This window comes from Streptomyces niveiscabiei (assembly GCF_033794345.1).
GTDB classification, from domain to species: Bacteria; Actinomycetota; Actinomycetes; order Streptomycetales; family Streptomycetaceae; genus Streptomyces; species Streptomyces niveiscabiei.
The window spans coordinates 1-23,743 of sequence record NZ_JARAYJ010000046.1; the positions used below are offsets into that span (position 1 = coordinate 1).

Consider the following 23,743-nt stretch of genomic DNA (forward strand, 5'->3'; position numbering starts at 1 on the left):
GTCCTCGGACTGGGCGCCCTCGTTCGCCGCCGTGCCCCGCGCGCCGTTCCTCCCGGAACTCATCTGGCCGTTCGACATGGAGACCGGGCAGAGCGTTCCCGTGTCGCGGGCGACCGATCCTGAACTCTGGTACCGGTACGCGGAGTCCGACGTCCCCTTGGTCACGCAGTGGGACGACGGAAAGCATTCCGGCCCTGAACCGGGAGCAGTGGCGACCTCTTCGGCTTCCATGCCGTCCGTCGTGTTCCGGATGCTTCAGGATCTCGACGTGCAACCGGGAAACCGCGTGTTGGAGATCGGCACCGGAACGGGATGGAATGCGGCTCTGCTCGCTCACCGGCTGGGCGCCGAGAACGTCACGACGGTTGAAGTAGATCCCGCGATTTCCGCCGATGCGCGAATGGCCTTGAACGTGTTCGGGCTTCCGGTCCGGGTCGTTCACGGGGACGGGCTCAAAGGGTACCCGGAAGGCGGTCCGTACGACCGGATCATTGCCACATGCGGGCTGCGTTCCATTCCTTTCGCATGGGTGGAGCAGTGCCGACCCGACGGGGTCGTCGTCGCCCCCTGGGGCACCCACTACGGCAACGGCGACGCCGTCGCACGGCTGACAGTCTCCGAGGACGGAGAAAGCGCCTCAGGGACCTTCACCGGCCCTGTGGAGTTCATGAAGGCACGGACTCAACGGCTCCCGTCCATCGTCCACGCCGACTACATCAGCGGCGCCCCCGACCGGGAGAGGTCGTCCACCACAATCTTGGAAGGTGACTTCCTCGGGGAACGATTCGATCCCCTGCAATTCGCCCTCGGCGTGAGCCTCCGCGAGTGCGTTCACGTCGCGGCCGAGAAGCACGACGGGAAACGTCCAGTCTGGCTCTACGGACTGACAGACCACTCATGGGCGTGCGCGGTATTCCGCGAAGGAGAAGAGACACAAGTTTGGCAAGCCGGACCGCGCCGACTCTGGGACGAAGTCGAGTCCGCTCACAAGTGGTGGAACGAGCAAGGAAGACCCGGCTTCGAGCGCTTCGGACTCACCATCACAGCCGAAAGTGAGACTGTCTGGCTCGACGATCCAGGAAGCCCGGTTCCGTAGCTTCTCGGGTGAAACAGAAAATTCAGGGGTACCTAGGAGCCGGCTCCTAGGTACCCCTGAATTCTTGGAGCTTCTCTATTTACTTGGATGCAGCCTTGACGATCTGCGCCGAACTAGGTTCGGCCAACGAAACACCAGCCACGCGGATGGTGACCTTAAAGCCTATTTCATCCGAGTCGAACCGCGCGTCTTCGGAAACCTTCACCGTGGCATTGCGGCGAATACCAACCGTGAGGCGAGAGCCGTCCGCGACAACCACCGTGCCTCCCGGGAGGAAGGCGCTAGGCAGGATCGGAAGCCCCCAAGCGGTAGCAGCGGGCGAATCCGTCGGAGGCCCGCCCTGGTAGGTGCCGGAGCCTGAACTTTTCTCTTTTCGCAGAGCCGCAGCCGCGTCGACGGACGCCCATACAACCGAGGGGGTTCCGTTCGTGGATTCAATTCGCGCAACGGCGTCGGCCAAATCGTCATAGGTGACAGTTACGTGACCGGCGCCGAGGACCGTAGAAACACCCTGGTGGACAATTCCCTTGACCGGATTACTGCCGGAACCTGTAAAGCTGTCGGCATCGAACTTGAGCGAAGCATCACGCAGAAGATTGTTCGCAATAGAGTTACGCAGATCAACGGCGGAGTCTTCAAGGATCTCAACGCTCGCCCATTGCACCCGCCCGATCTTCTTCGCCTCGAACTTAACCGACCCCCAAACCATCTCACCCTCTGGAATCTTTTGACCCTCTTCGACGTAATCGGTACCCGTCGAAGAGACAAGCTGAGGAACCGAGAAAGTAGCCGAATCGAAAGGAATGATGTTCTCGGCGGGAAGTCCACGAAGGAAGGTACTTTTCGCCTTGAGTGCATCAATATATTTCGAGGACATGGTATCGGGCACGGTATAACCGCCATCGCCCGGCGCGCTTTCGGAGATGAGGGCACGGTACTCGCTAAGGCTAGGCATCAAAGCTTGCCAAGAGTCCTCATCACGCGAAGACCTCGGAGCGAAAAGACCACCGCCGCGAGCCGCAATAGCACGGACCGACGCTTCCCTCTCTTCCCGCTCGATCCAGTCTCGGGCTTCCGCCTCAAGAAGTTCAATGTCGGTGTCGTACCGCTCGATGCGCTCGCGCTTCGCGGCGTCCGAAAGGGAAGCATCGTCGTTGACGCTGCGCATCTCCGCGACAAGCTGAGCGCGCTTCTCAAGAGCCGTCTTGGCCAGGGTGCGGTAATCCATAATGTTCCTATCGCCGGTAGAGGTCGGAAAAGTTTGCAGATAATGCACTCTTCTGATGGTTAGTCGTTGACGGTCATGTCTTCGATGATTCGAGTACGGCGCTCATTCGCTCGATCGCGAGCGCGCTGAATCCGCCGCTCTCGGGCGGCTTCCTTGCGGCACTCGTCGGAGCAGTAGCGCGGCTTCGCGCCAGGGCGGAACGGGTACTCGAAGTAGTGAACACAGCGGACGCACGTCAGCAGTTCGGTGATCATGTTTTGACTCCTTGGTCATGAGCCGGAGCACAGAAGCTCCGGGTGTTTTCCACACAGACCAAAGACCCGTTACGAAGGCTGATGCCACACACTGAATTGGCGACCGATGCTGCACGGGAGGAATTCCGCTACATGCTGTTACGGGCCGTTACTCGATCCCACCAATCCCGGCTAAACTGCGGACGCGCACGCCGAGGGAAGACGGCGGGTGCGGAGAAGGCACCCGGAAAGTTTCAGACGCCCCTTCCCCTCCGGTCGGGGTGCCTTGGCCAGTAGATGAGCCTTGAGCGGCCTTGTGACGGCCGGAGAGAAGGGCATAGGCCCCTCGGCCCACTTTGGTAGCGTGAACGCATCCTGGGCCGTTCTGCCGCCTTGGCTGTAGTAGTCCGGCCCGAAGGCCGGGCGAAGCTGGAGTTACTTTTCCGCTCCGACTTCCTTCGGAGTCGTTCACTCTGCCTTGGCTGTTGAACAGATCTCGAAGGCTGCATTGCCGAAGAGAGCTGTTCAGTTCGCTTCGCTTGCTCCGCAGCTTCACTCTGCCTTGGCGGTTAGAAGACTCCAAAGGCTTACAGGCCGAAGGAGTCTTACTCTCGCTCTTCGCTCTGCTCCGCAAGCTTCGAGCTTTTTTAGCCTGGGCTGAAACAGGCTCCGTCAGGATGCCTATCGTTCCTCACTTCGTTCGGCCAAGGCTAGATGTACCCGCATGGGTACATCTTCTATATGAGATGTTAACTAGGGGATCTCTGTATGAGATCCCTATGGGATTGTGTACCGCCTGGGGTATATCCCCTGTGCTCCTACAGGCACACCCCCCTGTACCTGTAGGAGCATTATCCGGTTTCCCGGTTGCAGTAGAGCTTGTAGGCGCGTTCGGCCAGGGCGTAGGGAATGTCAGACCAGGGCCAGGAGTTCGGCTCTCTTTCGTCGAGGAACCAGATCTTCTGTTCCAAGGTCAGCTCGAACGCCGCCAGATCGGCGTCAGAAGGGCAAGCTCGGCCCGGAGGGGCCGGAGAGTCGGGAGCATCGGCCACGGCCGCCGTAGGCGCCTTCTCGGGCTTCCTCCGCACACGGGCCTCTCGTTCAGCAGTGGCCGTCGAGATCACCTCTGTCGGGGCAGTCAGGGAGTAGACAACGGTATCGGCGGACGAACGCACTCCCGTGTCGGCGAGATAGCCGAACTCAACCAGCTTCTTCCGGTGCGGGTGCACCTTCGTCGCATTGGACAGACCGACCATCTCCGCGATAGTCGCTATGGACGGATACACGTCCGTACCGTCCGTGTAGTCCCCGAACATCGAAAAGGCCATGGCGACGGCGAACGTGTTTTGCCGTATACGGGAGTCACGGGCAAGGCATTTCCTCCATACGTCGTGACCTACGCGAGAAGTAGCGACCATGGCCTAGGTCTACCGGGAACCCCCTGACGGTTTCAAGGAAGGCGTTTAAACGATGCCTTTGACTCCGTCAGGGGGGAGTAACGCAAGGTTGCTTCACCACTCACACCGGGCGTGCGGCCTCGGCGCCGAGAAGTCCCTCAAGGGGGTCACTGCAACAGGGGGAGTATGCGCGTTGTAACCGTGATCCAGGATCAGGACGGCAACCGGCGAGTGATTGCTGATGTTGTCTATCCCTCCGAGAGCTGACATAAGGAATGCCCCTTCCTCCCGGAAGGGGCATTTTTGGTTTCGCGGAGTGCGCCGGTATGGCTAACTCCAGTTGTTGTCCATCTTGATCAGTCGCTCCTTAACGTCATGCGGAATGACCAGACGCCCCAACAATTCTCCATCCTGCTTTCCAAGTTCGAAAGTTATCCCGGCGCTCAGTAGGTCCTTTTCCATGGCCTCTACGCCACCGGCCTCCCAATGCTGCTTGTACGTCATGCCGGTACTTTCGTAGATCCACCTGTCCTTTGTGGAATCCGGGTCGATCTTCGTCAAGTCGTTCATAAGAGCGTCTAGCGTGCTCTCTGCCTTCTCTCGAATAAATCCGGCCTTATCGAACCTCCCTCCGGGCTCCAGCCCGGACATGTAGTAGGCGATGGACTCTTCCAGTCGCTTGCGCTCGCGCCTGTTTTCGTCGCCTCTGGCGTACTCTCGGCGGATCACCTCGTAATCCCCCAGGGCGTCAAAGACGGCCTGTGCCAAAGATGAGTACACATGCTCAGGGTCCGGTGTCACGAACCCGGGCTTCCGGCAGTCGGGGCACCGCAAGTATCGGTATTCCTTCTCTTCACCAGTAGAGAGCGTTTTGTAGTTGTTCGTTTCGTTAATGTTCCTGCCGCAGCCGTGTTTCATGACGCCGAGGAACCGGGTCGGACGACGGTTCTTCTCATGATGACGCTTGTTCTTCGAACGGGTGGCCAGCGCCGCTTGCACGCTTTCGAATTCTTGGCCAGTCAGGATTGGCTCATCCGTAACCCTGATCTCCTGGCCCTGCTTATCCAGTACCGGCGTAGATTTATAGGTTGCCGCCTTCGTCCCTCCCTCGGTTCGAATTCCCCTGACCGCAGGGTTTCTCAGAGTCCTAAGAACCTGCTGATTGTTCCACTTCCGATCGCTGTAGGTCGGAACCTTGGCCCGGTCTAGAACCTTCGCAATGCGGTTTGCCGGAACTCCCCGCATTGCAGCCTGGTACATGTAACGCACAGCTCGGGCTTGCTTAGGGTCCTGGACGAGGCGGAGCTTCCCGTGCACCCTGGCGGTCTTGTAGCCAAACGACGGTTTGCCAATCCGCCATTGGTCCTGCTGCTTCGTGTATTCCCAGTGGGACGAAACGCGAGTCTTAGTGTTGGCCGCCTCAATCTCGGCGACGGCTGCAATGAAAGTCACCATTGCCTGTGCTATGGGGGATGACAGGTCCAAGGTGTCATTGAGGGAAATCAGGTTCTTCCCGAATTTCTCGCACCACCTGATGACCTCATGTAGGTCGGAAATACGCCTGATGAACCGGTCCAACTTCCAAAACAGAATCAAGTCAAACTCGGGTATGCGGTTGTTGAGCCAGTCCCCGAGTTCCTTCCGCTCCCAAGGTGCTTTCTTGGTTGCGGACACTCCAAGGTCCTTGGCAACGCCAACAACCCTTACGCCCTCGCGGATGGCATGGCGACGGAGGTCAAGTTCCTGCCTGGCGGGAGAGGTTGTGTCTTCCGTGAGGATGGACAGGCGTACCGACAGGAGGCCACGGGGCGCGTCCTCGGGTAGCGCATCGTTCCTGGCCCGGAGGTCGGCAAGCTCTGCCAGTTCCTCAGGGGTCCACTCGGGAGCGGTCTTGGTAGCGGTCATGGCGTGAGACTACAGGCAGTTGGATTCTGAAACGTTCTTCGTGCAGTTCGTCGACCCCGGATACGCCTACCCCGCGCTGTCGTTCGTGGTGCTCGGAGCGTTCGCGCAGGCCTTCAGCGTGCTGTACCTGAGCGCGCTGATCTTCGGCGGTACGAAGCTGGCGACGGCGTTCCGGCGTCGCAAGAGGCTTGCGGCGGGGGCGACTTCGGCGGCGGGGGCGCTGTTCCTGGGGTTCGCGGTGAAGCTGTCGCTGGCCGGCGCGTGAGGGAGGTGGCCGCCGGATGAGGTCAGGCGCCGACCTGTGCCGCGTATTCGGCCAGGCCCTCGCGCGTCGGCCCGGACCAGCCGACGTACCCGTCCGGGCGGACGAGGAACACGCCCTCGGCGAGGGTGAGTTCGGTCCAGTCGGGGCCCTGGACGAGGGCGTGGAGGTCGGTGCCGTCGAGGGTGCAAGGGACGCGGTCGCCGGCCCGCAGCCCCTGAGTCGTCCCCTGTGACAGGTTCGACTCCCGGTAGTTCAGGTCCAGTTGGCGGGTCGACCGGCCGCGCCGCGCCGCGGAGCGGGCGATGGCCGTCGACAGGCCCAGCATGTCGGCGGCGACCGCCCTGCGCTCCTCCTCGTACGTGTCGAGGAGGCTCGGCGGGGCGCCCTTGAGGACCGCGCCGAGTTTCCAGCCGAGGTTGTAGGCGTCCTGGACGCTGGTGTTGAGGCCCTGGCCGCCCGCCGGAGTGTGGATGTGCGCGGCGTCGCCCGCGAGGAAGACCCGGCCGGCGCGGAAACGGTCGGCGAGGGCGGTGCGGGGGACGAAGGCCGAGGACCAGGTGAGGTCGGTCGCGCCGGAGAGGTGGGTGCGGGCGCGCAGGAGATCGTTCACGGTTTCCAGGGGGACCGTCTCCAACGGGCCCTCGGCGCCGGTGACTTGGGCGACGAGCTGGAAGTGGTCCGTCCCTGCGAGGGGGCAGATCGCGAGGAAGCCGGTGCCCTCCTCCGCCGGCGGGAACATGTGCCAGTGCGTGCGGCTGAGGCCGGGAACGCGGACGTCCGCGACGACGATCGGGTCGGGGGAGAGGGGCTCGCCGCCGGCCAGGCCGATGCCGAGGGCCCGGCGCAGGGCCGAGCGTCCGCCGTCCGCCGCGACGACGTACCGCGCGCGGGTCTCCGTACCGTCGGTGAAGGTGACGGTCACGCCGTCGTCGTCCTGGGTGAGGGTCAACGCCTCCTTGCCGAAGGCGACTTGGCCGCCGAGGGCGCGCAGGCGGTCGTACAGGATCTCCTGGGTGCGCCACTGGGCGATCATCCAGGGTTCGGTGTAGCGGGTGCCCTCGTCCTCCTCGACGGGGTCGAACATCGCGCGTTCGCCGAGTTGTTCGCCGTTCCGCCAGGTCATCGTCGTGGGGTAGGGGCCGCCCGCCGCGAGGATCTCCGCCGCGACGCCGAGGTCCTCGAAGACCTCCAGGGTGCGGGGCTGGAGGCCCTTGCCGCGGGAGCCGGGGGAGAGGGCCGGGCCCCTCTCGGCGACCAGGGCGGCGACGCCCCGGCGGGCCAGGTCGATGCCGAGGGTCAGGCCGGTGGGGCCCGCGCCGATGATCAGGACGTCGGTGTGCTGCACGGTCGTCTCCTTAACGTCGTTAAGTGGCTACGCCTACGAGGGTGCCCTTAACGTTGTTAAGGTGTCAAGCTGTTTCCCGTGACGACCGAACGCCGTGCCCCCCTCGACCGCACCCGGGTCGCCGAGACCGCGCTCGCTCTTTTGAACGAGGTCGGGCTCGACGGGCTCACCCTGCGGGCCATCGCCAAGGAGCTGGACGTCAAGGCGCCCGCGCTCTACTGGCACTTCAAGGACAAGCAGGCGCTGCTCGACGAGATGGCGACCGTGATGTTCCAGCGGATGGAGGCGGGGATCGTCCTCGACGCGGGGGATTCCTGGCGGGAGCGGATCCGGGGGGCGTGTGTCGCCCTGCGGAGCGCGCTGCTGTCGTACCGGGACGGCGCGAAGGTGTTCAGCGGGTCACGGTTCACCGGGACCGAGCACGCGGTGCGGATGGAGGAGAACCTGCGGTTCTTCGTCGACGCCGGGTTCTCTTTGGCCGACGGGGTGCGGGCGTACACCACCGCCACCAGTTACACCGTCGGGTTCGTGATCGAGGAGCAAGGGGTTGTACCCCTGCCCGGGGAGCGGCGGGAGGGGTACGACGTGCAGGAGCGGGCTCGGCGGATGGCGGAGTTTCCGCTGGCGGCTGCCGCCGGGGCCGAGATCTTCGCGGACTACGACCGGCACTTCGCGGAGGGCTTGGAGATCATCCTCGACGGCGTCGCGGCACGGTACGGAAAGCGTTAGCGCGCCTTCAGCAACGCCGTACGCAGTTTCGGTGTGAACGGCTTCTCGATGAACCTGTAGATCAAGTACGCCAGCACCAGCATCCCCCCGACCGTCAGGAAGAACGTCGGGATCGCCGGGATGTCCAGCTTCCTGTGCAGGGCCCAGATGATCACCCAGCCGAGGTGTTCGTGCAGGAGGTAGAACGGGTACGTCAGTGCCCCCGCCACCGTCAGCCACTTCCAGTTCGCCCAGTTCAGCCAGCCGAGGGCGATCGCGGCGACCGCGATGAAGCCGAAGGCGACGATCGCGACGATGCCGAAGGTGGTGCGGTGGGCGAAGGCGTTGGGGTCGGAGGCGTTCCAGAGGTCCTTGACGGCGTAGTGCTGGCCGATGAGGAAGCCGGCGGCGGCGAGGCCCCAGGCGTAGATGTCGCGGCGGTCGCGGTGGACGAGGTAGAGGCCCATGCCGCCGATGAAGTAGGGGGCGTACTCGGGCATGACGACCAGGTCGAGGAACGGCAGGTGGGAGGCTTGCGCGATGGGGATGGCGAAGAGCCAGCCGATGGAGAACATCAGGACGCGGCGGCGGTCGGCGCCGGGGATGACGACGAGGAGCGCGAAGAGGGCGTAGAAGCGGATCTCGACCCAGAGCGTCCAGCAGACGCCGAGGACGCGCTCCGCGCCGATCGGCTGTTGCAGCAGCGTGAAGTTGATCAGCGCGTCGCTCGGCGAGACCCCCTTGAAGGGGACGGCGGGCAGCGCCATGACGACGACGAGCAGGGCGACGGCGAACCAGTACGCCGGCATGAGCCGCGAGACGCGGGACGCGAAGAACGACTGGAGGGACCGCCCCCAGCCGCTCATGCAGATCACGAACCCGCTGATGACGAAGAAGACCTGGACACCGAGACAGCCGTACGTCGCGAACTGGTGCAGCGTCGGGAACTCGGTCTTCGGCGAGGCACCCCACGACGTGGAGACCTGCGCGCCGCGCCCCGCGTAGTGGTACAGGGCGACCATGAGCGCGGCCACGAGCCGCAGCCCGTCGAGGGCGCGCAGCCGGTTCACCCGAGGCGGCTCGGGCGCCGCTATCTGCTCCGCCGGGGGCTCCGTGGTTCTTACGGCCGTCTCGGTCACGCTGGTATCCCTCGTACGGGAGAGGTGGTCAAGGGGGATGGTAGGGCGCCGGATCGGCACGTTCGGGCGAGGAACGGACGCTGCGCCCACTCGTCGCCGAATGTTCATCCCGGCGCCCCGCCGGGTTACTTCTTCACGGACTTCTTCAGCGCGCGGGCCCGCCGTACGACCCTGCGCGCGGTGGCGTTGCGGGGCAGGAACGCGAGGCGGGCCGGGATGCCGCCGGGCAGACCGAGGGCGGTGAGCCGGCGGCGGCGGAAGAAGCGCTGGGTGCGCGGGGTGAGGCGGGTGCTCAGGTACTTCTCCGCCACGGGCCGCAGGTGCGGGTAGATCTGGGCCTGCATGACGAAGCCCATCGTCTCCAACAGGTCGTCGACGGCGACGGGTTGGTCCTTGCCCTCCAGGTCGGGCAGCAGGGCGTCCGCGAGGATCACCGGTACGCGGTTGCTGTTCTGGAAGGGGACGAGCCGCTCCAGCATCAGCGGGGTGCCGACGCGCGCGACGGGGATGCCGTAGAACTCCTTCGCCGTGAACAGGGCGGTGGAGAAGCAGCCCACGACCAGGGCCGGTCCGGCGGTCGCGAACAGCACCTCCGCGAGGACCGGGGTGTCCAGCACCAGGAGATCCGCGCCGAGTTCCTTCGCCGCCGCCTCAAGTGCCGTGCTGTACCCGGCCGGTGCGGAGGGGTGCGGCTTGAACGCGATCGAGGTGTGCCCCCGGGCGACCGCGCCGCGCAACATCCGTACGTGCAGGGCCTCTTCCTCCTCGACGGTGAGGATGTCGAGGGCGGCGAGGTACTGGCCCAGCAGCAGCGCCGAGTTGTCCGGCAGACGCGGCAACTCCTCGGCGGTGTCGGTGATCTCGCCGAGCACCTTGAGGAATGCGTCCGTCGGCACGATCTCGGCGGGGACGCCGAACTCCGTGAGGACCAGCGGGACTTCACCGGGGACCAGGTCCAGGTGCAGGACCCGGCGGACCCGGGTGCCGATCAGCGGGTCGACCTTGTTGCGGGTCGGGCCGTACGTCATCAGGCCGTCGGCGTACACGTCGACGGGGGCGCCGAAGAAGCAAGCGGCAATGGCCTGGGCCGGGTTGACCTGGATGGACTCCAGGACGATCTCGATCCGGTCGTCGCCGAGGTCCCACAGCATCCGCAGGTACCGCTCGAACAGCACGGTGTCGTCGGCGCGCGGCGACCAGGTGCTCGGGTGGAACGGGCTGATCGCGTCGTTCCAGGACAGCACCCCGTCGAACCGTCGGCGCAGCGGCGCGAACCCCGGCATGGCCTCCAACGTGTCCACTGTTTCAGGGGCGTTGGCGTTGTTGCACACCAGCAGCAGCCGGCGGTCCGCCGCCGGGAACGCGTCCGAGTCCATCGCGGCGGCGATGGTCGCGACGCCGTACAGCGTGGAGGCGACGTAGATCTGGGTCGTGCGGGGCATCAGGCAGCCGCCTTCGCTGTCGTGACCTTGCGGCGCAGCCGCCGCAGCTTGGCGGAGCGCTCGATGTCCATGGTGTCGAGCACGTCCGTGAGGAGTTCCTGCGGCAGCCGCTGCATGGCGGCGGCGCTGCGCACCCGCAGCAGTTTGGCCACCGGAGGCTCGAACTTCTCGATCTCCGACAGGTGGTGGGCGATGATCGCGAGGTACGTGCGGACCGCCTTCGGCAGCAGCCGGTCCGCGTCCGGGTCCTTCGAGGTCTCCTCGATCACCTGGTCGAAGGCGCGGATGAAGTCCAGCTGGCGCACATCCCCGATCTGCGTCAGGGAGTTGGCCACGCCGCGCCGGTAGAAGATGCCGTGCAGGTCGGCCACCGCGAACGACTCGGCCTCGCGGTGCAGCTTCCAGATCCAGGGCCGGTCCTCGGCGGTGCGCAGACCGTCCGTGAAGTGCAGCAGCCCCTGGTCGACGAGGCGGCGGTGGTAGACGCCGGCCCACGCGTACGGGTAGTCGACCGAGGTCGAGCGGTCCGCCGGGAGGATCGAGTCGCGGGGGTCGAGGACCACGTTCCGGCGGCCCTCGGGGTGGCGGAAGACCGCGCGGGCGCGAGCCGTCGTCTGCACATGATCCACCCGGACGAAATCACAGCCGAGTTTCTCGATCGAATCGACCAATTCGGCCAGAAAACCGCGCGCGTACCAGTCGTCGCCGTCGAGGAATGTCAGATATTCACCGCGCGCCACATTCAGTCCGTTATTGCGGGCGGTGGCCAGTCCGCCGTTCTTCTCGGGGCGGACGACCTGCACCTGGGAGACCTTCCCGAGGGTCTCGGCCGCACGTTCCAGAACGGCCGCGGTGCCGTCCTTCGACTTGTCGTCGACAAGGACGAACTCGAAATCCTCGCGCGCGTTCGCCTGGAGGCTTCTGAGGGTGTCCAGTACGAGGTGCTGCACGTTGTAACAGGGCACGATCACGGAGAGCTTGGGCACCTGGGTGAGCCTAGGAGGCGGCGCGGCGGGGGAGGCGTCCGGAAGCTGTACGGGCGGTGAACTCGATGCGTCGGGAATGTGCATCCTGGCTGCTTTCCATGATTCCACGGCCCAGTTGGCCGCTCGGTAGGGTGCTGTTCACTTTTTGTTGAGTCTTGGTTTTCGCGATGCCGGATTTTGCATTACTAGTCTCTCCTGCTGTGCCACCACGTACTTCGACACCCCTCAGGATCGCCGTCCTCGCGGACTCCGACACCCGCTGGAAATGGGGAGCACGCACCGCCCGGCGCTTCGCTCCCGACAGCGGCCCGGAACCCATTCTGGACGGTTATCTGCTGCGCGGACGCGCGACCCCCACACCCCGGCAGCTCGCCGAGGTGGGGATCGCCGCGGACTCGCTGCGCGAGGTCACGGCCGCCGAGTTCCTGCGCGCCATGGGCGCCGAGAAGGCCGAGAAGTACGACGTCCTGGTCCTGTCACTCGTCGGCGGCGGCGTGCAGGCCATGCTCCACGGCCTGGCGCGCGTCTGGGCGGACGGGCCGCGTCCCGTCGTCGTCACCGGGTACGTCGGTGTCGTCTACGAGAAGCTCGCCGACGGCCTCCTCCTGCGCCACGGAGCGGACCTCGTCCTCGCCAACTCCCGCCAGGACGCGGACCGTTTCAAGGCCGTGTACGACGGGGTCGGCGCCGACTCCTCGGCGGTGACCGAAGTCGCCCTGCCGTTCCTGGGGGGCGCGCCCTACACGGGTGAACACCAGCCGTACACCGTGGTGTTCGCCGCGCAGCCCTCCGTGCCGGAGAGCCGCAAGGACCGCACCTACTTGCTGGACCGGCTGGTCCAGCACGCCCGGCTGCACCCGAACCGCGAGGTGCTGCTCAAGCTGCGCTCCAAGCCGGGTGAACACACCACCCACATCGAGGAGTTGCCCTACCAGAAGCTCGCCCAGCGCCAGGACCTGCCGGCCAACTTCCGGCTGGTGTACGGGAACATGGGCGAGGTCCTCGACCGCACCGACCTGCTGGTGACCATCAGCTCCACGGCCGCGCTCGAATCGCTCCACCGCCGTATCCCGACCGTCGTCCTCACCGACCTCGGCATCCGGGAGTCCCTCGGCAACCACCACTTCGTCGGCTCCGGGTGCCTCGCGTCCTGGGAGCAACTCGACGCCGGGCACCGGCCGGTGGCGGACGAGGAGTGGGTGTCGCGGCAGGGTGTGTGCGCTGGGGGCTCTTATGAGAACGCCTTTGACGCGGCCCGCGAGCGGATCGCCGAGCTCCTCGACCGCGCCCAACTCCCGCTGCTCCAGCCGTACTACACGCAGGCCACCGCGCCGGGCTACCTCCCCGGCATCCTCGCCCGCCACCACCTCGGCCCGGACGGCTCGCCGTTGCCGGGTGCGCCGGCCGCCGACAAGGCGCCCGGACCCGTCCGCCAGATCGTCCGCCGCGCCGCCCGGGGTGCCTACCGGCACGGGGTGCAGCGCGTGGCGCCGGTGATCCGGCGGATGGGCGAGCTGTGAGCGGCGCGGTGTCCCCAGAATCCGTACAAGGAGTCCACTCCATGTCCAACTCGCAAGCCACACAAGGCGGTTCGCCGCGCCGGGTGCTTGCCGTGATCCCCGCGCGGGGTGGCTCCAAGGGCGTTCCCGCGAAGAACCTCGCGCCGGTCGGGGGCGTGCCGCTGGTGGCGAGAGCGGTACGGGAGTGCCTGGCCGCGCGGCTCGTCACGGACGTGGTCGTGTCGACCGACGACCACAGCATCGCCGCCGCCGCGCGGGAGGCCGGGGCCGAGGTCGTGCTGCGGCCCGCCGTCATCGCCGGGGACACCGCGACCTCCGAGGCGGCCGTCCTGCACGCGATGGACGCGCACGAGGCGGCGCACGGCGCGCCCGTGGACGTCGTGCTGCTCGTGCAGTGCACCAGCCCGTTCGTGATCCGCGAGGACGTCGAAGGGGTCGCCGCGGCCGTCGTCGAGAAGGGCGCCGACACCGCCGTGACGGTCGCCGCGTTCCACGGGTTCGTGTGGCGCGAGGAGACCGAGGGCGGGCAGGGCGTCAACCACGACAAGGCGTACCGGCCCCGCCGCCAGGACCGGCCGCAGGACTTCCTGGAGACCGGCGCCGCGTACGCGATGGACGCCGCCGGGTTCCGCACCCACAACCACCGCTTCTTCGGCCGCACCGAACTCGTCCGCACCGACCCCGCCCGGGTGTTGGAGATCGACGACCCCCACGACCTCGCCCGCGCACGGGCGTTGGCGCCCCTCTTCGACTCCGAGAGGGCCGGCGGCCTGCCGACCGGCGCCGAAGTCGACGCTGTCGTCATCGACTTCGACGGGACGCAGACCGACGACCGGGTCATGATCGACCAGGACGGCCGGGAGTTCGTCTCCGTGCACCGGGGTGACGGACTCGGCATCGCCGCGCTGCGCCGCAGCGGCAAGAAGCTCCTCATCCTCTCCACCGAGCAGAACCCGGTCGTCGCCGCCCGGGCCCGCAAGCTCAGGATCCCCGTCCTGCACGGCATCGACCGCAAGGACCTCGCGCTCAAGCAGTGGTGCGAGGAACAGGGCATCGCGCCCGAGCGCGTCCTCTACGCCGGCAACGACGTCAACGACCTTCCCTGCTTCGCCCTCGTCGGCTGGCCGGTGGCAGTGGCCAGCGCCCACGACGTCGTCCGGGGCGCCGCCCGCGCGGTCACCGCCACAGCCGGCGGCGACGGAGCGATCCGCGAGATCGCCGGCTGGCTCCTCGGACCCTCGCTCGACACCCTCACCCAGTAAGGAAACACCCCGCCATGAGCACCAACTCCCGTATCCGCCACTTCGGTTCGCGCGAGGCCGGCCCCGGCCGCCCCGTCTACATCTGCGGCGAGATCGGCATCAACCACAACGGCGAGCTCGACAACGCGTTCAAGCTGATCGACGCCGCCGCCGAGGCCGGCTGCGACGCCGTCAAGTTCCAGAAGCGCACGCCCGAGATCTGCACGCCGCGCGACCAGTGGGACATCGAGCGGGACACCCCCTGGGGCCGGATGACGTACATCGACTACCGCCACCGCGTCGAGTTCGGCGAGGACGAGTACCGCAAGATCGACGACTACTGCAAGGAGAAGGGGATCGCCTGGTTCGCGTCCCCGTGGGACACCGAGGCCGTCGCCTTCCTGGAGAAGTTCGACGTCCCCGCCCACAAGGTCGCGAGCGCGTCCCTCACGGACGACGAGCTGCTGCGCGCCCTGCGCTCCACCGGCCGTACGGTCATCCTCTCCACCGGCATGTCCACCCCGAAGCAGATCCGGCACGCCGTCGAGGTCCTCGGCTCGGACAACATCCTTCTCTGCCACGCCACTTCGACCTACCCGGCGAAGGCGGAGGAGCTGAACCTGCGCGTCATCAACACCCTCCAGGCCGAGTACCCCAACGTCCCGATCGGCTACTCCGGCCACGAGACGGGCCTCCAGACCACGCTGGCCGCCGTCGCCCTCGGCGCGACCTTCGTCGAGCGCCACATCACCCTCGACCGCGCGATGTGGGGCTCCGACCAGGCCGCGTCCGTCGAGCCCGGCGGCCTCACACGCCTCGTCCGCGACATCCGCACCATCGAGGAGTCCCTCGGCGACGGCGTCAAGAAGGTCTACGACTCCGAGCTCGGCCCCATGAAGAAGCTCCGCCGCGTCACCGGCGTCATCGCCGAGGCCGAGATCGCGGACGCCGCGGGCGAGCCCCTCACCGTCTGACCCCTGTGCCCCGCTACGCCTTACGACGGATTGGCCGTACGAGGATGACCCCGCGCGCCGACACGCCCACGCCCACGACGCTCGCGTTCGTCGAGAGCCCCGTGCAGCTGCTCAACGTCCTGGAGTGGGCGCATGCCCGTGGCCCGGGGGCGGAGCAGGGCGAACCGTCACACCCGGGCCCCGCTTCCGGCACCGAGGGGGTGCCGGGGACGGAGCCCGGGGGCGAGCGGGGCGGCCGGGGGGCGGGCGCGGGCGAGTCGTCCGGCGTGGCGCCCGGGCCGAGTGGCTGGTCGGGCGAGGGGGCCGGGGCGGGAGGCGAGCCGGCCGATCCGCTCGGTCCTGGGCGCGGCTCGGGTTCTGGTGAGTCGTCGGGCTCGGGCTCGGGGTCCGGCACGTCGTCGGGCTCGGGTTTCGGCTCCGGTGAGCCGTCCGGCGGGATGCCGGGGCTGTGGGGACGGCCGGGAGCTGGGGGCGGGGCGGTCGACTCGGCTGGTTCCGGGGGTGGTTCGGGGCTCGCTCCGGGCTCCGGTGCGGCGGAGGGTGTCGAAGGCGGGCTCGTGCTCGTCGTGCTCGCGCCCAACGACCCCATGACCCGGGGCCAGTTGAGGCGGATGGCCGAACTCGCCCGGGAGGAAGGGCATGTGGTGCGGTGGGAGGAGGCGCGTGGGGGAACTGCCGCTCCCTTCCGGACCGTTGGGGGGTTGTCGCGGCTGCTGCGGGGGGCCCGGCGGGTCGTCATGGGGGATCCCTTCTCCCGGTACGTGCAGTTGCTGCTGACCATCACCAAGGCCCCCGAACTCGTCGTCGTCGACGACGGCACCGCCACGATGGAGTTCGTCGGGCAACTCGCCCGGGGGGAACGGCTCGTGCGGTGGCACCGCAAGGGAGGCCGGCCCGGTCCGCGCGACCTCGTCTTCGCGCCGGTGTCCTCCTCCGCCCGGCGCCGCCTCACCCCCTCCGCGCGGCGGCACGTCGAAGTGTTCTCGGCGATGCCCATCGAGGACGCGCCCGAGGGCGTGCGGATCACGGAGAACGCGTTCGCGTGGACCCGCGCCCGCTTCGGGCCGCCGACCGTCACGAAGGGCGCCGACATGGTCGGAACGTCCCTCGTGGAGACGGGAGTCGTGGACGAGGAGCGGTATCTGGAGGCCGTCCAGAACCTGGCCAGGACCCACGGCGTGACCCGTTACTTCGCCCACCGCCGGGAGTCCACGGAGAAGCTCCACCGCCTCCAGACCGAGTCAGGACTGGAGATCGTCCGCCCCGAACTCCCCCTCGAACTCATCGCCCGGCGCGGCCCGATCGGCCGTACGATCCTGAGCTTCCCCTCAACTGTCGTGCACACCCTGCCGATCGCCCTCGTCGGTACGGGCGTCCGCGTCACCGTCTGCGACATCGACCCGGAGTGGCTGACGACCAACGCGTCGCCCCGGGCCCAGGGTTTCCTGTCCGGGGTGACCGGCACGGCACGCGACGTACACCGGCTGGCGTCGGTGAGCGTGATCTGACTGGGCGTCAATCCCCCGGCGTACACATGCCATCCGCCCGCCCGCGGACTTGTGCGCCCACGCCCCTGATGTGGATGCTGCGGTGAGGGACGTCCTGCCGGGGAACGAGGGTGGAGAGCGCATGGCCGAGAACGCGCCGCGGTGGGCGGTGAGGAACGGTGGATGACTCCCCCGTGGAATCCCGAGCGGAGTCCGACGTGGAGTCCGACGACGTCGTGTCCGTCGTGATGGCCGCGTCCCGGCTGGTCATGGGGATCTCGGCACGGGCGCTCGCCGAGGTCGACGAGTCCCTGTCGCTGGCCCAACTGCGGACACTGGTCGCGCTGGAGGGGTGCGGTCCCGTCAAACTGGCCGTGCTGGCCGAGGTGTTGGGCGTGAACTCCTCCACCGCCCTGCGGTCCGTGATGCGGCTCGAACAGGCGGGGCTCGTCGACCGCCGCGCCAGCGAGGTCAGCCGCCGCGAGGTCGTCCTGCGCCTCACCGGACGCGGCGAGGACCTCGTGCGGCAGGTCCTGGACCACCGCCGCCGCGAGGTCGAGAAACTGGTCGAGGGGGTACCGCCGAGGGTCCGGGCCGGGCTGGTGGAGGGGTTGCGGGCCCTGCTGGAGACGGCGGGCGACAGGTCGATCGTGATCCCGGGGGCGGCGGAGGAGTTCAGGGCGGGGGCGGAGTGAGGCCGGGGAGGAGGGGGCGGTGGGTACGGGGGCTTGGGGGTGAGCGGCGTCCAGTGCCGCGCGGCTGACGGGTGGGTGAGAGGCCGGCGTCCGCTGCCGCACGGCCGACCACTTCGCGCGCCGACTCGGCCCGTACACAGGGATGTTGACCCCTACCCCTTTCTCGCCAGCAGGATCGCCCGCGGCCTGTTCGCGCCCTCCGGTGGCTCCAGGATGCAGTGAGCCTCGACCAAGAGCCCCTCCTCCGCGAGGAGTTGGGTGAAGCGGGCGGGGTCGTGCCAGTGGTAGTCGAGGGTGATGTCGTGGCCGAAGCGTTCGGTGATGCGCAGGCGGGTGGTGGTGCGGTCGGTCTGGAAACAGAGCAGGACGTACCCGCCGGGGACCAGGACGCGGCTGAACTCCTTGCACAGGGCCGGGAGTTCGGAGTCGGGGATGTGGATGACCGAGAACAGGGAGAAGATGCCGCCGAGGGTCTGGTCCGGCAGGTCCAGCGCGGTCATCGAGCCGACGTGGAAGCGGAGCCCGGGGTGGGCCTGGCGGGCGAGGGCCACCATCCGGGGGGAGAGGTCGACGCCGAAGACCTGGAGGCCGAGGTCGCGCAGGTGGGCCGTCACATAACCGGGCCCGCTGCCGAGGTCGGCGACCGGTTCCGTCCCCCTCGCCTTCACCAACTCCGCGAAGGCGCCCACGAGTCCACGGTCCACGGGCCGGTCGCCGAGACCGCTGGGGAACTGCTCCGCGTAGTCCTCGGCGATCTTGTCGTACGAGTCCCGGGCGTTGTGTATGAAGTCCGCGTCCGTCACAAGGGGGACTGTATCCGCCGGACCTTACGGAACGGTTCTCCCGAAGAACTTTTGCAAAAACTCTTTGGGAAACGTCCCGTGAGCGTCTACCGTCACCTCCCATGGACAGTGACGACAGTCAGGGCCGCGTCCTCGACCCCACCCGCGACGCCGCCGCGCTCAAGGCCCTCACCCACCCCCTGCGCATCCAACTCCTCGGCCTCCTGCGCCAGTTCGGCCCGGCGACGGCGAGCGAGCTGGCCGCGCGGACGGGGGAGTCCTCCGCGTCGGCCAGCTACCACCTGCGGGTCCTCGCCAAGTACGCGTTCATCACGGAGGCCGAGCACCGCGACAGCCGCGAGCGCCGCTGGAAGGCCGTCCACCGGGTGACGTCGTGGGACAACGCGGCGATGGAGAAGGACCCCGTCGGCCAGGAGTTCGTCGGTATCGCGCGGCGCCTCCAGGCGGACCACCTCGCGGCGGCGGCACGCCGGTACGAGGGTGACGTCGCCGTAGGACTCCTCGGCGAGGAGTGGACGGCGGTCGCGGGCGTCACCGACGCGCTGCCCCGGCTGACCCCCGAATCCCTCGCGGAACTCACGGAGTTGCTCGAGACGAAGCTCGAAGAACTCGGCAACCGCGACGCGTTGGACCCCCGGGCCCGCCAAGTCGCCGTGATCTTCGCGGGGTTGCCGCGCGGGGACGCGGACGACGTACGGGACGACGCGTGAGCGCGTCCGTCCGCCGCCGCTACGTCACCAACACCGCCCTCTACTGGTTCCCCGTCGGCCTCGGCGTCGCCCCCCTCGTCCTCCTCCTCTCCGAGCGCGGCCTCACCCCCGCCACCGTCGCCGCCCTCATCTCCGCGCACTCCTTCACCGCCGCCGCGCTCGAACTGCCGACCGGCGGCCTCTCCGACGTCCTCGGCCGCCGGGGTGTCCTGGCCGCCGCCGGCCTCCTCATGTGCGCCGCGTTCCTCCTGATCGGCCTCGGCGGTACGGCCGCACTCCTCGGCACCGGAACGGGCCTGCTCGGCGCCGCGCGAGCCCTCTCCAGCGGGCCGGCGGAAGCCTGGTACGTCGACTCCGTCCGCGCCTCTCAGGGCCCGTCCGCCGACCTGCGCACCGGCCTCGCGCGGGGCGCGACCGCGTCGTCCGTCGCGCTGGCCGTGGGGACGGTCGCCGGGGGAGCGCTGCCGTGGGCCCTCGGCGGGTACGCCGGCGAACTGCGCACGGCGACCGGGGGAGCCGTCGTCCCCCTGTCGGCGCCGATGCTGCTCGCGGCGGTGTGCGCACTGGCCCTGACCGCGCACTCCCTGCTGGCGCTGCGGGAACCGCCTGGGCACCGGGAGACTCCCGGAAGCGTCCCGGGCGAGCCGCCGGCTCCCGGGGCGCACCTCGGGGATGTCGGGGGCGTTCCGGGTGGGCGTCCTCGTCCCCGGGGGTTTCCCGAAGGCTTCCGGCGTGAGCCTGCCGGTGCGGGCGTCGAGAACGTTCCGGGCGGGCCGCCCCCGCGCCGGCCGGCCCTCGGCGGCGTCCTGCGCCGACGGCGTGCGCACCTCGGGCGGGCGACGAGCGACCGCCGCCGGCTCACGCTCGGCGGCGTCCTGCGCGACATACCCGCCACCGTCCGCGACGGCCTGCGCCTCGCCGTCCGTGACGGCGTCGTCCGGCGTGTGATGCTCAGCGCCGCCGCGGCGGGCAGCGCGCTCGCCGTCGTCGAGCTGCTCACGCCGGGGCGGGTCGCCGCGTTCACCGGGGGTGCCGAGTCCGGTGCCGTCGGGTACGCCGGGCTCGCGACCGTCGGGTTCCTGTGTTCCGCCGGGGGGAGTCAGGCCGCGCCCCTGCTGGGCGGCGGGCGGCGGGCCGTCGTGGTGGGTACGGGGGTCGTCGCGGGGGCGCTGGGGCTGCTCGCGGCCGGTGGGGAGCCGGCCGGTGTCGTGGGGTACGTCGTGTTCTACGTCACTCTCGGTGTCCTCAATCCCAACCTCAACGAGCTGCTGCACCACCGCGTCCCCGACGACCGGCGGGCCACGGCGCTGTCCGTGCAGTCGCTGGCGCTCCAACTCGCGTCCGGCACAACGGGGTTGATCATCGGGCCGCTCGCCACGGACGGGGCTCTGCCCTGGCTGGTTCCTCTCGGGGCCGTTCTCGCGGTGACCCTGCTCTGGGCCCGGCCGCTACGCAAAGTGACGTCCGGGCAACCGGTTTCACCAGATGGACAGGAACCGCGCGCCGTCGATCTCTCGTGATAAGGGTGGGGGCCCGGGAAACCCCGGACGGGTTTGCGGAACGCCCCTTGCGGTACCCCTCGCACGAGCGGGCGAGTTTACCCATCCGCCCTGCCAGCCATGCGCCGCGCGGCCACTTTTCTTCGCCTGACGGGCTGAAGTTTTGTGGATCGCGGGTCAGTTGACCACCTCGGCGTCCTACCCTTCAGAGGGTGAAGCAACTGATGTCCCGAGAGTCCGAGGCCGACCCCGCCGGAGGAACCCAGCTCCCCGGCGTCCTTCCGGAGGCCCTCTTCGCCGAACTCGTCGCCTTCCGCCGCGACGTCCACATGCACCCCGAACTCGGCAACCAGGAGTTCCGCACGACGGCCGCGATCAAGGCCCGCCTGGAGAAGGCGGGCCTGAAGCCGCGCGTCCTGTCGGGGGGGACCGGACTCGTGTGTGACATCGGCGTGGAAGGGGACGGTCCGGGCGGCAGAGCGGGGGCGGGAGCCGCGAGCACGCAGAGCGCCCCCGGCGCTACGGCCACCCCCCTTACCGCCCCCGGCGCTACGGCTACCCCCCTTACCGCCCCCGGCACGAAGGCTCCGGCAACCGCCACTCCGGCCGCCCCCGGCGTGCGGGCCCCCGCCACTCCGGCACCGTCCGGCGTGAAAACCCCCGGCATCTTCGCTCTCCGCGCAGACATCGACGCCCTCCCCATCCCCGACACCAAAGCCACCTGCGCCTACAGATCCACCGTCCCCGACCGGGCCCACGCCTGCGGCCACGACGTCCACACGACCGTCGTCCTCGGCGCCGGCCTGGTCCTGGCGGAGCTGCACCGGCAGGGCAGGCTCCCGCGTCCGGTGCGGCTGATCTTCCAGCCGGCGGAGGAGATCCTCCCCGGCGGCGCGGCGGACGCGATCGAGGACGGCGTGCTGGACGGCGTCGGCAGGATCATCGCCGTGCACTGCGACCCCCGGGTCGACGCGGGGAAGATCGGCCTGCGCGAGGGCGCGATCACCTCCGCCTGCGACCGCCTCGAAATCGCCCTGGACGGCCCCGGCGGCCACACGGCCCGCCCGCACCTCACCACGGACCTGGTCACGGCGGCGGCCCGCGTCGTCGTCGACGTACCCGCCCTGGTCGGACGCCGGGTCGACACCCGCGCGGGGCTCGCCGTCACCTGGGGCCGCATCGAGTGCGGGCACGCCCCGAACGTGATCCCGCAGCACGCGGAACTGTCGGGCACGGTCCGCTGCCTCGACATCGAGGCGTGGCGCGCGGCCCCGGACATCGTCGTCGCGGCGATCGACGAGGTGGCGAACATGCACCACGCGAAGTCGGAGATCAACTACGTCCGCGGCGTCCCCCCGGTCGTCAACGACCCCGAGGTCACCGGCCTGTTGAGGGACGCGATGACCGCGCGGCGCGGCGCGGGCTCGGTGGAGGGCACCGAACAGAGCCTGGGCGGCGAGGACTTCTCCTGGTACCTGGAGCAAGTCCCGGGCGCGATGGCGAGGTTGGGGGTCCGGACGCCGGGCGAGCGGACCGTCCGGGACCTGCACCAGGGGAACTTCGACGCGGACGAGCACGCGATCACGGTCGGCGTCGAGCTGTTCACCGCCGCCGCGCTGCTGGACGCGGCGACCAGGACGGCGTAACCGCCTTTCCGTGCAAGGCAGAAGGGGTGCGCCGGAATCGCCGGAAAGCACCCCTTCGTCGTATCGCGTCACCCTCGTGTAACCCCGCGTGCGCGGTCGTAACGCGGCACCGGCACGAATCGGTAACGGCAGGGAGAAACCCTGTTCCCCTGCCCTTCTACGCGCGTTACGGTGCCCGAAATCGCCACCGAGAACGGCTTGTTGGGGGAGCCTTCGCGGAGGGCTCCGCCATGGGGAAAACGGGCCGCACGCGGCGCCGTGGGGAAGTAAGGGGTGCTTGCCATGCGTCAGTTGTCCAGGAGCGTGAGAGTCGCCGCCGCGATCGCGGTCGTCACGCTCGCCGCGGCCGGCTGCGGTGAGACCAGCAGTTCGAGCACGAAGCCGTCGTCGTCCGGGTCCAGCGGATCAAGCGGCTACTCCGGCAAGGGGATCGGCCTCGCGTACGACATCGGCGGCAAGGGCGACCAGTCCTTCAACGACGCCGCGTACGCCGGTATGGAGAAGGCGATGGCCGAGTTCAAGATCCCCGGCCGGGACGTCGAGCCGCAGGACGGCGAGTCGGACGCGGACAAGGTCCAGCGCCTCACCCAGCTCGCGCAGGCCGGCTACAACCCGGTGATCGGAGTCGGCTACATCTACGCGCCCGCCGTCAAGGAGGTCTCCGCGAAGTTCCCGAACACCACCTTCGGGATCATCGACGACGAGACGGTCAAGGGCGCCAACGTCGCCGACATGGTCTTCCACGAGGAGCAGGGTTCCTACCTCGCGGGCGTCGCCGCCGCCAAGGCCACGAAGAAGAAGCACGTCGGCTTCATCGGCGGCGTGAACATCCCGCTGATCCAGAAGTTCGAGGCGGGCTTCGTGCAGGGCGTCCAGTCCGTCGACAAGAGCATCAAGATCGAGTCGCAGTACCTGACCGAGACCCCCGCCGAGGGCGGCTTCTCCAGCCCCGACAAGGGCAAGGCCGGCGCGAGCGGCCAGATCGACGCGGGTGCGGACGTCGTCTACGGCGCGGCGGGCCTGTCCGGGCAGGGCATCATCAGCGAGGCCGCCGCGAAGAAGGTCTGGGCGATCGGCGTCGACTCCGACCAGTACAGCCAGAAGGCGCTGGCCGCGTACAAGGACTACATCCTCGGCTCGGCGACGAAGAACGTCGGCGGCGCGGTGTACGACCTGGTCAAGTCGGTCGTGGACGGCAAGCCGCTGACCGGCGTGGTGCGCGGGTCGCTGTCCAACGACGGCGTCGGGTTCTCCGACACCAACCCGAAGTACAAGGCGATGACGGATGTCGTCGCGGCCGTGGACAAGGCCAAGAAGGACATCATCGACGGCAAGGTGACGGTCAAGACCACGAAGTGATCTTCCGCTTTCACCCGTACGCCCCTCGCGTGAAGCGAGGGGCGTATTGCTGTCCGTAATCTGAA

Annotated in this window: 20 protein-coding genes and 1 pseudogene; 12 read left to right on the forward strand and 9 right to left on the reverse strand. The window is 68.3% G+C overall.

Annotated elements, in window-relative coordinates:
• Positions 1-1,096: methyltransferase domain-containing protein (locus PV682_RS38335; protein ID WP_319736740.1), on the forward strand; the 1,096-nt coding region annotated here is incomplete at its 5' end.
• Positions 1,097-1,175: 79 nt separating this feature from the next.
• Here the strand turns inward: PV682_RS38335 and PV682_RS38340 are convergent.
• The 4 genes from PV682_RS38340 to PV682_RS38355 all read right to left on the reverse strand — a co-directional run bounded on the left by PV682_RS38340 (position 1,176) and on the right by PV682_RS38355 (position 5,859).
• A complete protein-coding gene (locus PV682_RS38340) occupies positions 1,176-2,372 on the reverse strand; it encodes a phage major capsid protein (protein ID WP_319736742.1) in 1,197 nt (398 codons plus the stop codon).
• A gap of 11 nt (positions 2,373-2,383) precedes the next feature.
• Positions 2,384-2,578, reverse strand: a complete 195-nt coding sequence (locus PV682_RS38345) for a hypothetical protein (RefSeq protein WP_319736743.1) — start codon at positions 2,576-2,578, stop codon at positions 2,384-2,386.
• A gap of 830 nt (positions 2,579-3,408) precedes the next feature.
• A complete protein-coding gene (locus PV682_RS38350) occupies positions 3,409-3,885 on the reverse strand; it encodes an Lrp/AsnC family transcriptional regulator (RefSeq protein WP_319736745.1) in 477 nt (158 codons plus the stop codon).
• Between the two features lie 399 nt (positions 3,886-4,284).
• Positions 4,285-5,859, reverse strand: a complete 1,575-nt coding sequence (locus PV682_RS38355) for a recombinase family protein (RefSeq protein ID WP_319736748.1) — start codon at positions 5,857-5,859, stop codon at positions 4,285-4,287.
• Between the two features lie 34 nt (positions 5,860-5,893).
• On the opposite strand from PV682_RS38355, the pseudogene PV682_RS38360 reads away from it, so the two are divergent.
• A pseudogene (locus PV682_RS38360) lies at positions 5,894-6,124 on the forward strand (LysE family transporter); the annotation flags it as partial.
• 22 nt (positions 6,125-6,146) lie between these two features.
• Here PV682_RS38360 and PV682_RS38365 read toward each other — a convergent pair.
• Positions 6,147-7,469: an FAD-dependent monooxygenase gene (locus tag PV682_RS38365; RefSeq protein ID WP_319736751.1), complete on the reverse strand. Its 1,323-nt coding sequence runs from the start codon at positions 7,467-7,469 to the stop codon at positions 6,147-6,149.
• A gap of 78 nt (positions 7,470-7,547) precedes the next feature.
• Between PV682_RS38365 and PV682_RS38370 the strand changes: the two genes are divergently transcribed.
• Positions 7,548-8,198, forward strand: coding sequence for a TetR/AcrR family transcriptional regulator C-terminal domain-containing protein (locus tag PV682_RS38370; RefSeq protein WP_319736753.1), 651 nt, complete (start codon positions 7,548-7,550; stop codon positions 8,196-8,198).
• Here PV682_RS38370 and PV682_RS38375 read toward each other — a convergent pair.
• The 3 genes from PV682_RS38375 to PV682_RS38385 all read right to left on the reverse strand — a co-directional run bounded on the left by PV682_RS38375 (position 8,195) and on the right by PV682_RS38385 (position 11,744).
• Positions 8,195-9,316: an acyltransferase family protein gene (locus PV682_RS38375; RefSeq protein ID WP_319736754.1), complete on the reverse strand. Its 1,122-nt coding sequence runs from the start codon at positions 9,314-9,316 to the stop codon at positions 8,195-8,197. The genes PV682_RS38370 and PV682_RS38375 overlap by 4 nt on opposite strands.
• Positions 9,317-9,441: 125 nt before the next feature.
• Positions 9,442-10,758: an alpha-2,8-polysialyltransferase family protein gene (locus PV682_RS38380; protein WP_319736755.1), complete on the reverse strand. Its 1,317-nt coding sequence runs from the start codon at positions 10,756-10,758 to the stop codon at positions 9,442-9,444.
• Entirely contained in the window at positions 10,758-11,744 is a 987-nt protein-coding gene (locus tag PV682_RS38385) for a glycosyltransferase family 2 protein (protein ID WP_319736756.1), read from the reverse strand. The genes PV682_RS38380 and PV682_RS38385 overlap by 1 nt, the downstream gene beginning before the upstream one ends.
• Positions 11,745-11,944: 200 nt before the next feature.
• On the opposite strand from PV682_RS38385, the gene PV682_RS38390 reads away from it, so the two are divergent.
• The 5 genes from PV682_RS38390 (at position 11,945) to PV682_RS38410 (ending at position 17,661) form a co-directional block, all read left to right on the forward strand.
• Positions 11,945-13,264: a DUF6716 putative glycosyltransferase gene (locus tag PV682_RS38390; protein ID WP_407705816.1), complete on the forward strand. Its 1,320-nt coding sequence runs from the start codon at positions 11,945-11,947 to the stop codon at positions 13,262-13,264.
• 41 nt (positions 13,265-13,305) lie between these two features.
• Positions 13,306-14,526, forward strand: a complete 1,221-nt coding sequence (locus tag PV682_RS38395; protein WP_319736758.1) for an acylneuraminate cytidylyltransferase — start codon at positions 13,306-13,308, stop codon at positions 14,524-14,526.
• Positions 14,527-14,540: 14 nt separating this feature from the next.
• The gene (locus PV682_RS38400) at positions 14,541-15,479 is read left to right on the forward strand and encodes an N-acetylneuraminate synthase family protein (RefSeq protein WP_055719919.1); all 939 of its coding nucleotides are present in this window, start codon (positions 14,541-14,543) and stop codon (positions 15,477-15,479) included.
• 437 nt (positions 15,480-15,916) lie between these two features.
• Positions 15,917-16,987 carry a hypothetical protein gene (locus tag PV682_RS38405; RefSeq protein WP_319736832.1) on the forward strand — a complete coding sequence of 357 codons (1,071 nt, stop codon included), beginning with the start codon at positions 15,917-15,919 and terminating at the stop codon, positions 16,985-16,987.
• 197 nt (positions 16,988-17,184) lie between these two features.
• Positions 17,185-17,661, forward strand: a complete 477-nt coding sequence (locus PV682_RS38410) for a MarR family winged helix-turn-helix transcriptional regulator (protein WP_319736761.1) — start codon at positions 17,185-17,187, stop codon at positions 17,659-17,661.
• Positions 17,662-17,813: 152 nt separating this feature from the next.
• Here the strand turns inward: PV682_RS38410 and PV682_RS38415 are convergent, their stop codons facing one another.
• A complete protein-coding gene (locus PV682_RS38415) occupies positions 17,814-18,464 on the reverse strand; it encodes a class I SAM-dependent DNA methyltransferase (protein ID WP_319736762.1) in 651 nt (216 codons plus the stop codon).
• A 101-nt stretch (positions 18,465-18,565) separates the two neighbouring features.
• On the opposite strand from PV682_RS38415, the gene PV682_RS38420 reads away from it, so the two are divergent.
• The 4 genes from PV682_RS38420 to PV682_RS38435 all read left to right on the forward strand — a co-directional run bounded on the left by PV682_RS38420 (position 18,566) and on the right by PV682_RS38435 (position 23,678).
• Positions 18,566-19,174, forward strand: coding sequence for a helix-turn-helix domain-containing protein (locus PV682_RS38420; protein ID WP_319736765.1), 609 nt, complete (start codon positions 18,566-18,568; stop codon positions 19,172-19,174).
• Positions 19,171-20,694: an MFS transporter gene (locus PV682_RS38425; protein WP_319736766.1), complete on the forward strand. Its 1,524-nt coding sequence runs from the start codon at positions 19,171-19,173 to the stop codon at positions 20,692-20,694. The genes PV682_RS38420 and PV682_RS38425 overlap by 4 nt, the downstream gene beginning before the upstream one ends.
• A 203-nt stretch (positions 20,695-20,897) precedes the next feature.
• Positions 20,898-22,319, forward strand: a complete 1,422-nt coding sequence (locus PV682_RS38430) for an amidohydrolase (RefSeq protein ID WP_319736768.1) — start codon at positions 20,898-20,900, stop codon at positions 22,317-22,319.
• Between the two features lie 282 nt (positions 22,320-22,601).
• Positions 22,602-23,678: a BMP family lipoprotein gene (locus PV682_RS38435; protein ID WP_319736771.1), complete on the forward strand. Its 1,077-nt coding sequence runs from the start codon at positions 22,602-22,604 to the stop codon at positions 23,676-23,678.
• The last annotated feature ends 65 nt before the right edge of the window (positions 23,679-23,743 follow it).

What these genes read in the sequence shown, in the direction of transcription:
- PV682_RS38345 (WP_319736743.1), bottom strand. Translation starts at nt 2,578, where the DNA reads ATGATCACCGAACTGCTGACGTGCGTCCGCTGTGTTCACTACTTCGAG.
- PV682_RS38350 (WP_319736745.1), bottom strand. Translation starts at nt 3,885, where the DNA reads ATGGCCTTTTCGATGTTCGGGGACTACACGGACGGTACGGACGTGTAT.
- PV682_RS38355 (WP_319736748.1), bottom strand. Translation starts at nt 5,859, where the DNA reads ATGACCGCTACCAAGACCGCTCCCGAGTGGACCCCTGAGGAACTGGCA.
- PV682_RS38380 (WP_319736755.1), bottom strand. Translation starts at nt 10,758, where the DNA reads ATGCCCCGCACGACCCAGATCTACGTCGCCTCCACGCTGTACGGCGTC.
- PV682_RS38395 (WP_319736758.1), top strand. Translation starts at nt 13,306, where the DNA reads ATGTCCAACTCGCAAGCCACACAAGGCGGTTCGCCGCGCCGGGTGCTT.
- PV682_RS38400 (WP_055719919.1), top strand. Translation starts at nt 14,541, where the DNA reads ATGAGCACCAACTCCCGTATCCGCCACTTCGGTTCGCGCGAGGCCGGC.
- PV682_RS38405 (WP_319736832.1), top strand. Translation starts at nt 15,917, where the DNA reads ATGCCGGGGCTGTGGGGACGGCCGGGAGCTGGGGGCGGGGCGGTCGAC.
- PV682_RS38420 (WP_319736765.1), top strand. Translation starts at nt 18,566, where the DNA reads ATGGACAGTGACGACAGTCAGGGCCGCGTCCTCGACCCCACCCGCGAC.
- PV682_RS38430 (WP_319736768.1), top strand. Translation starts at nt 20,898, where the DNA reads ATGTCCCGAGAGTCCGAGGCCGACCCCGCCGGAGGAACCCAGCTCCCC.
- PV682_RS38435 (WP_319736771.1), top strand. Translation starts at nt 22,602, where the DNA reads ATGCGTCAGTTGTCCAGGAGCGTGAGAGTCGCCGCCGCGATCGCGGTC.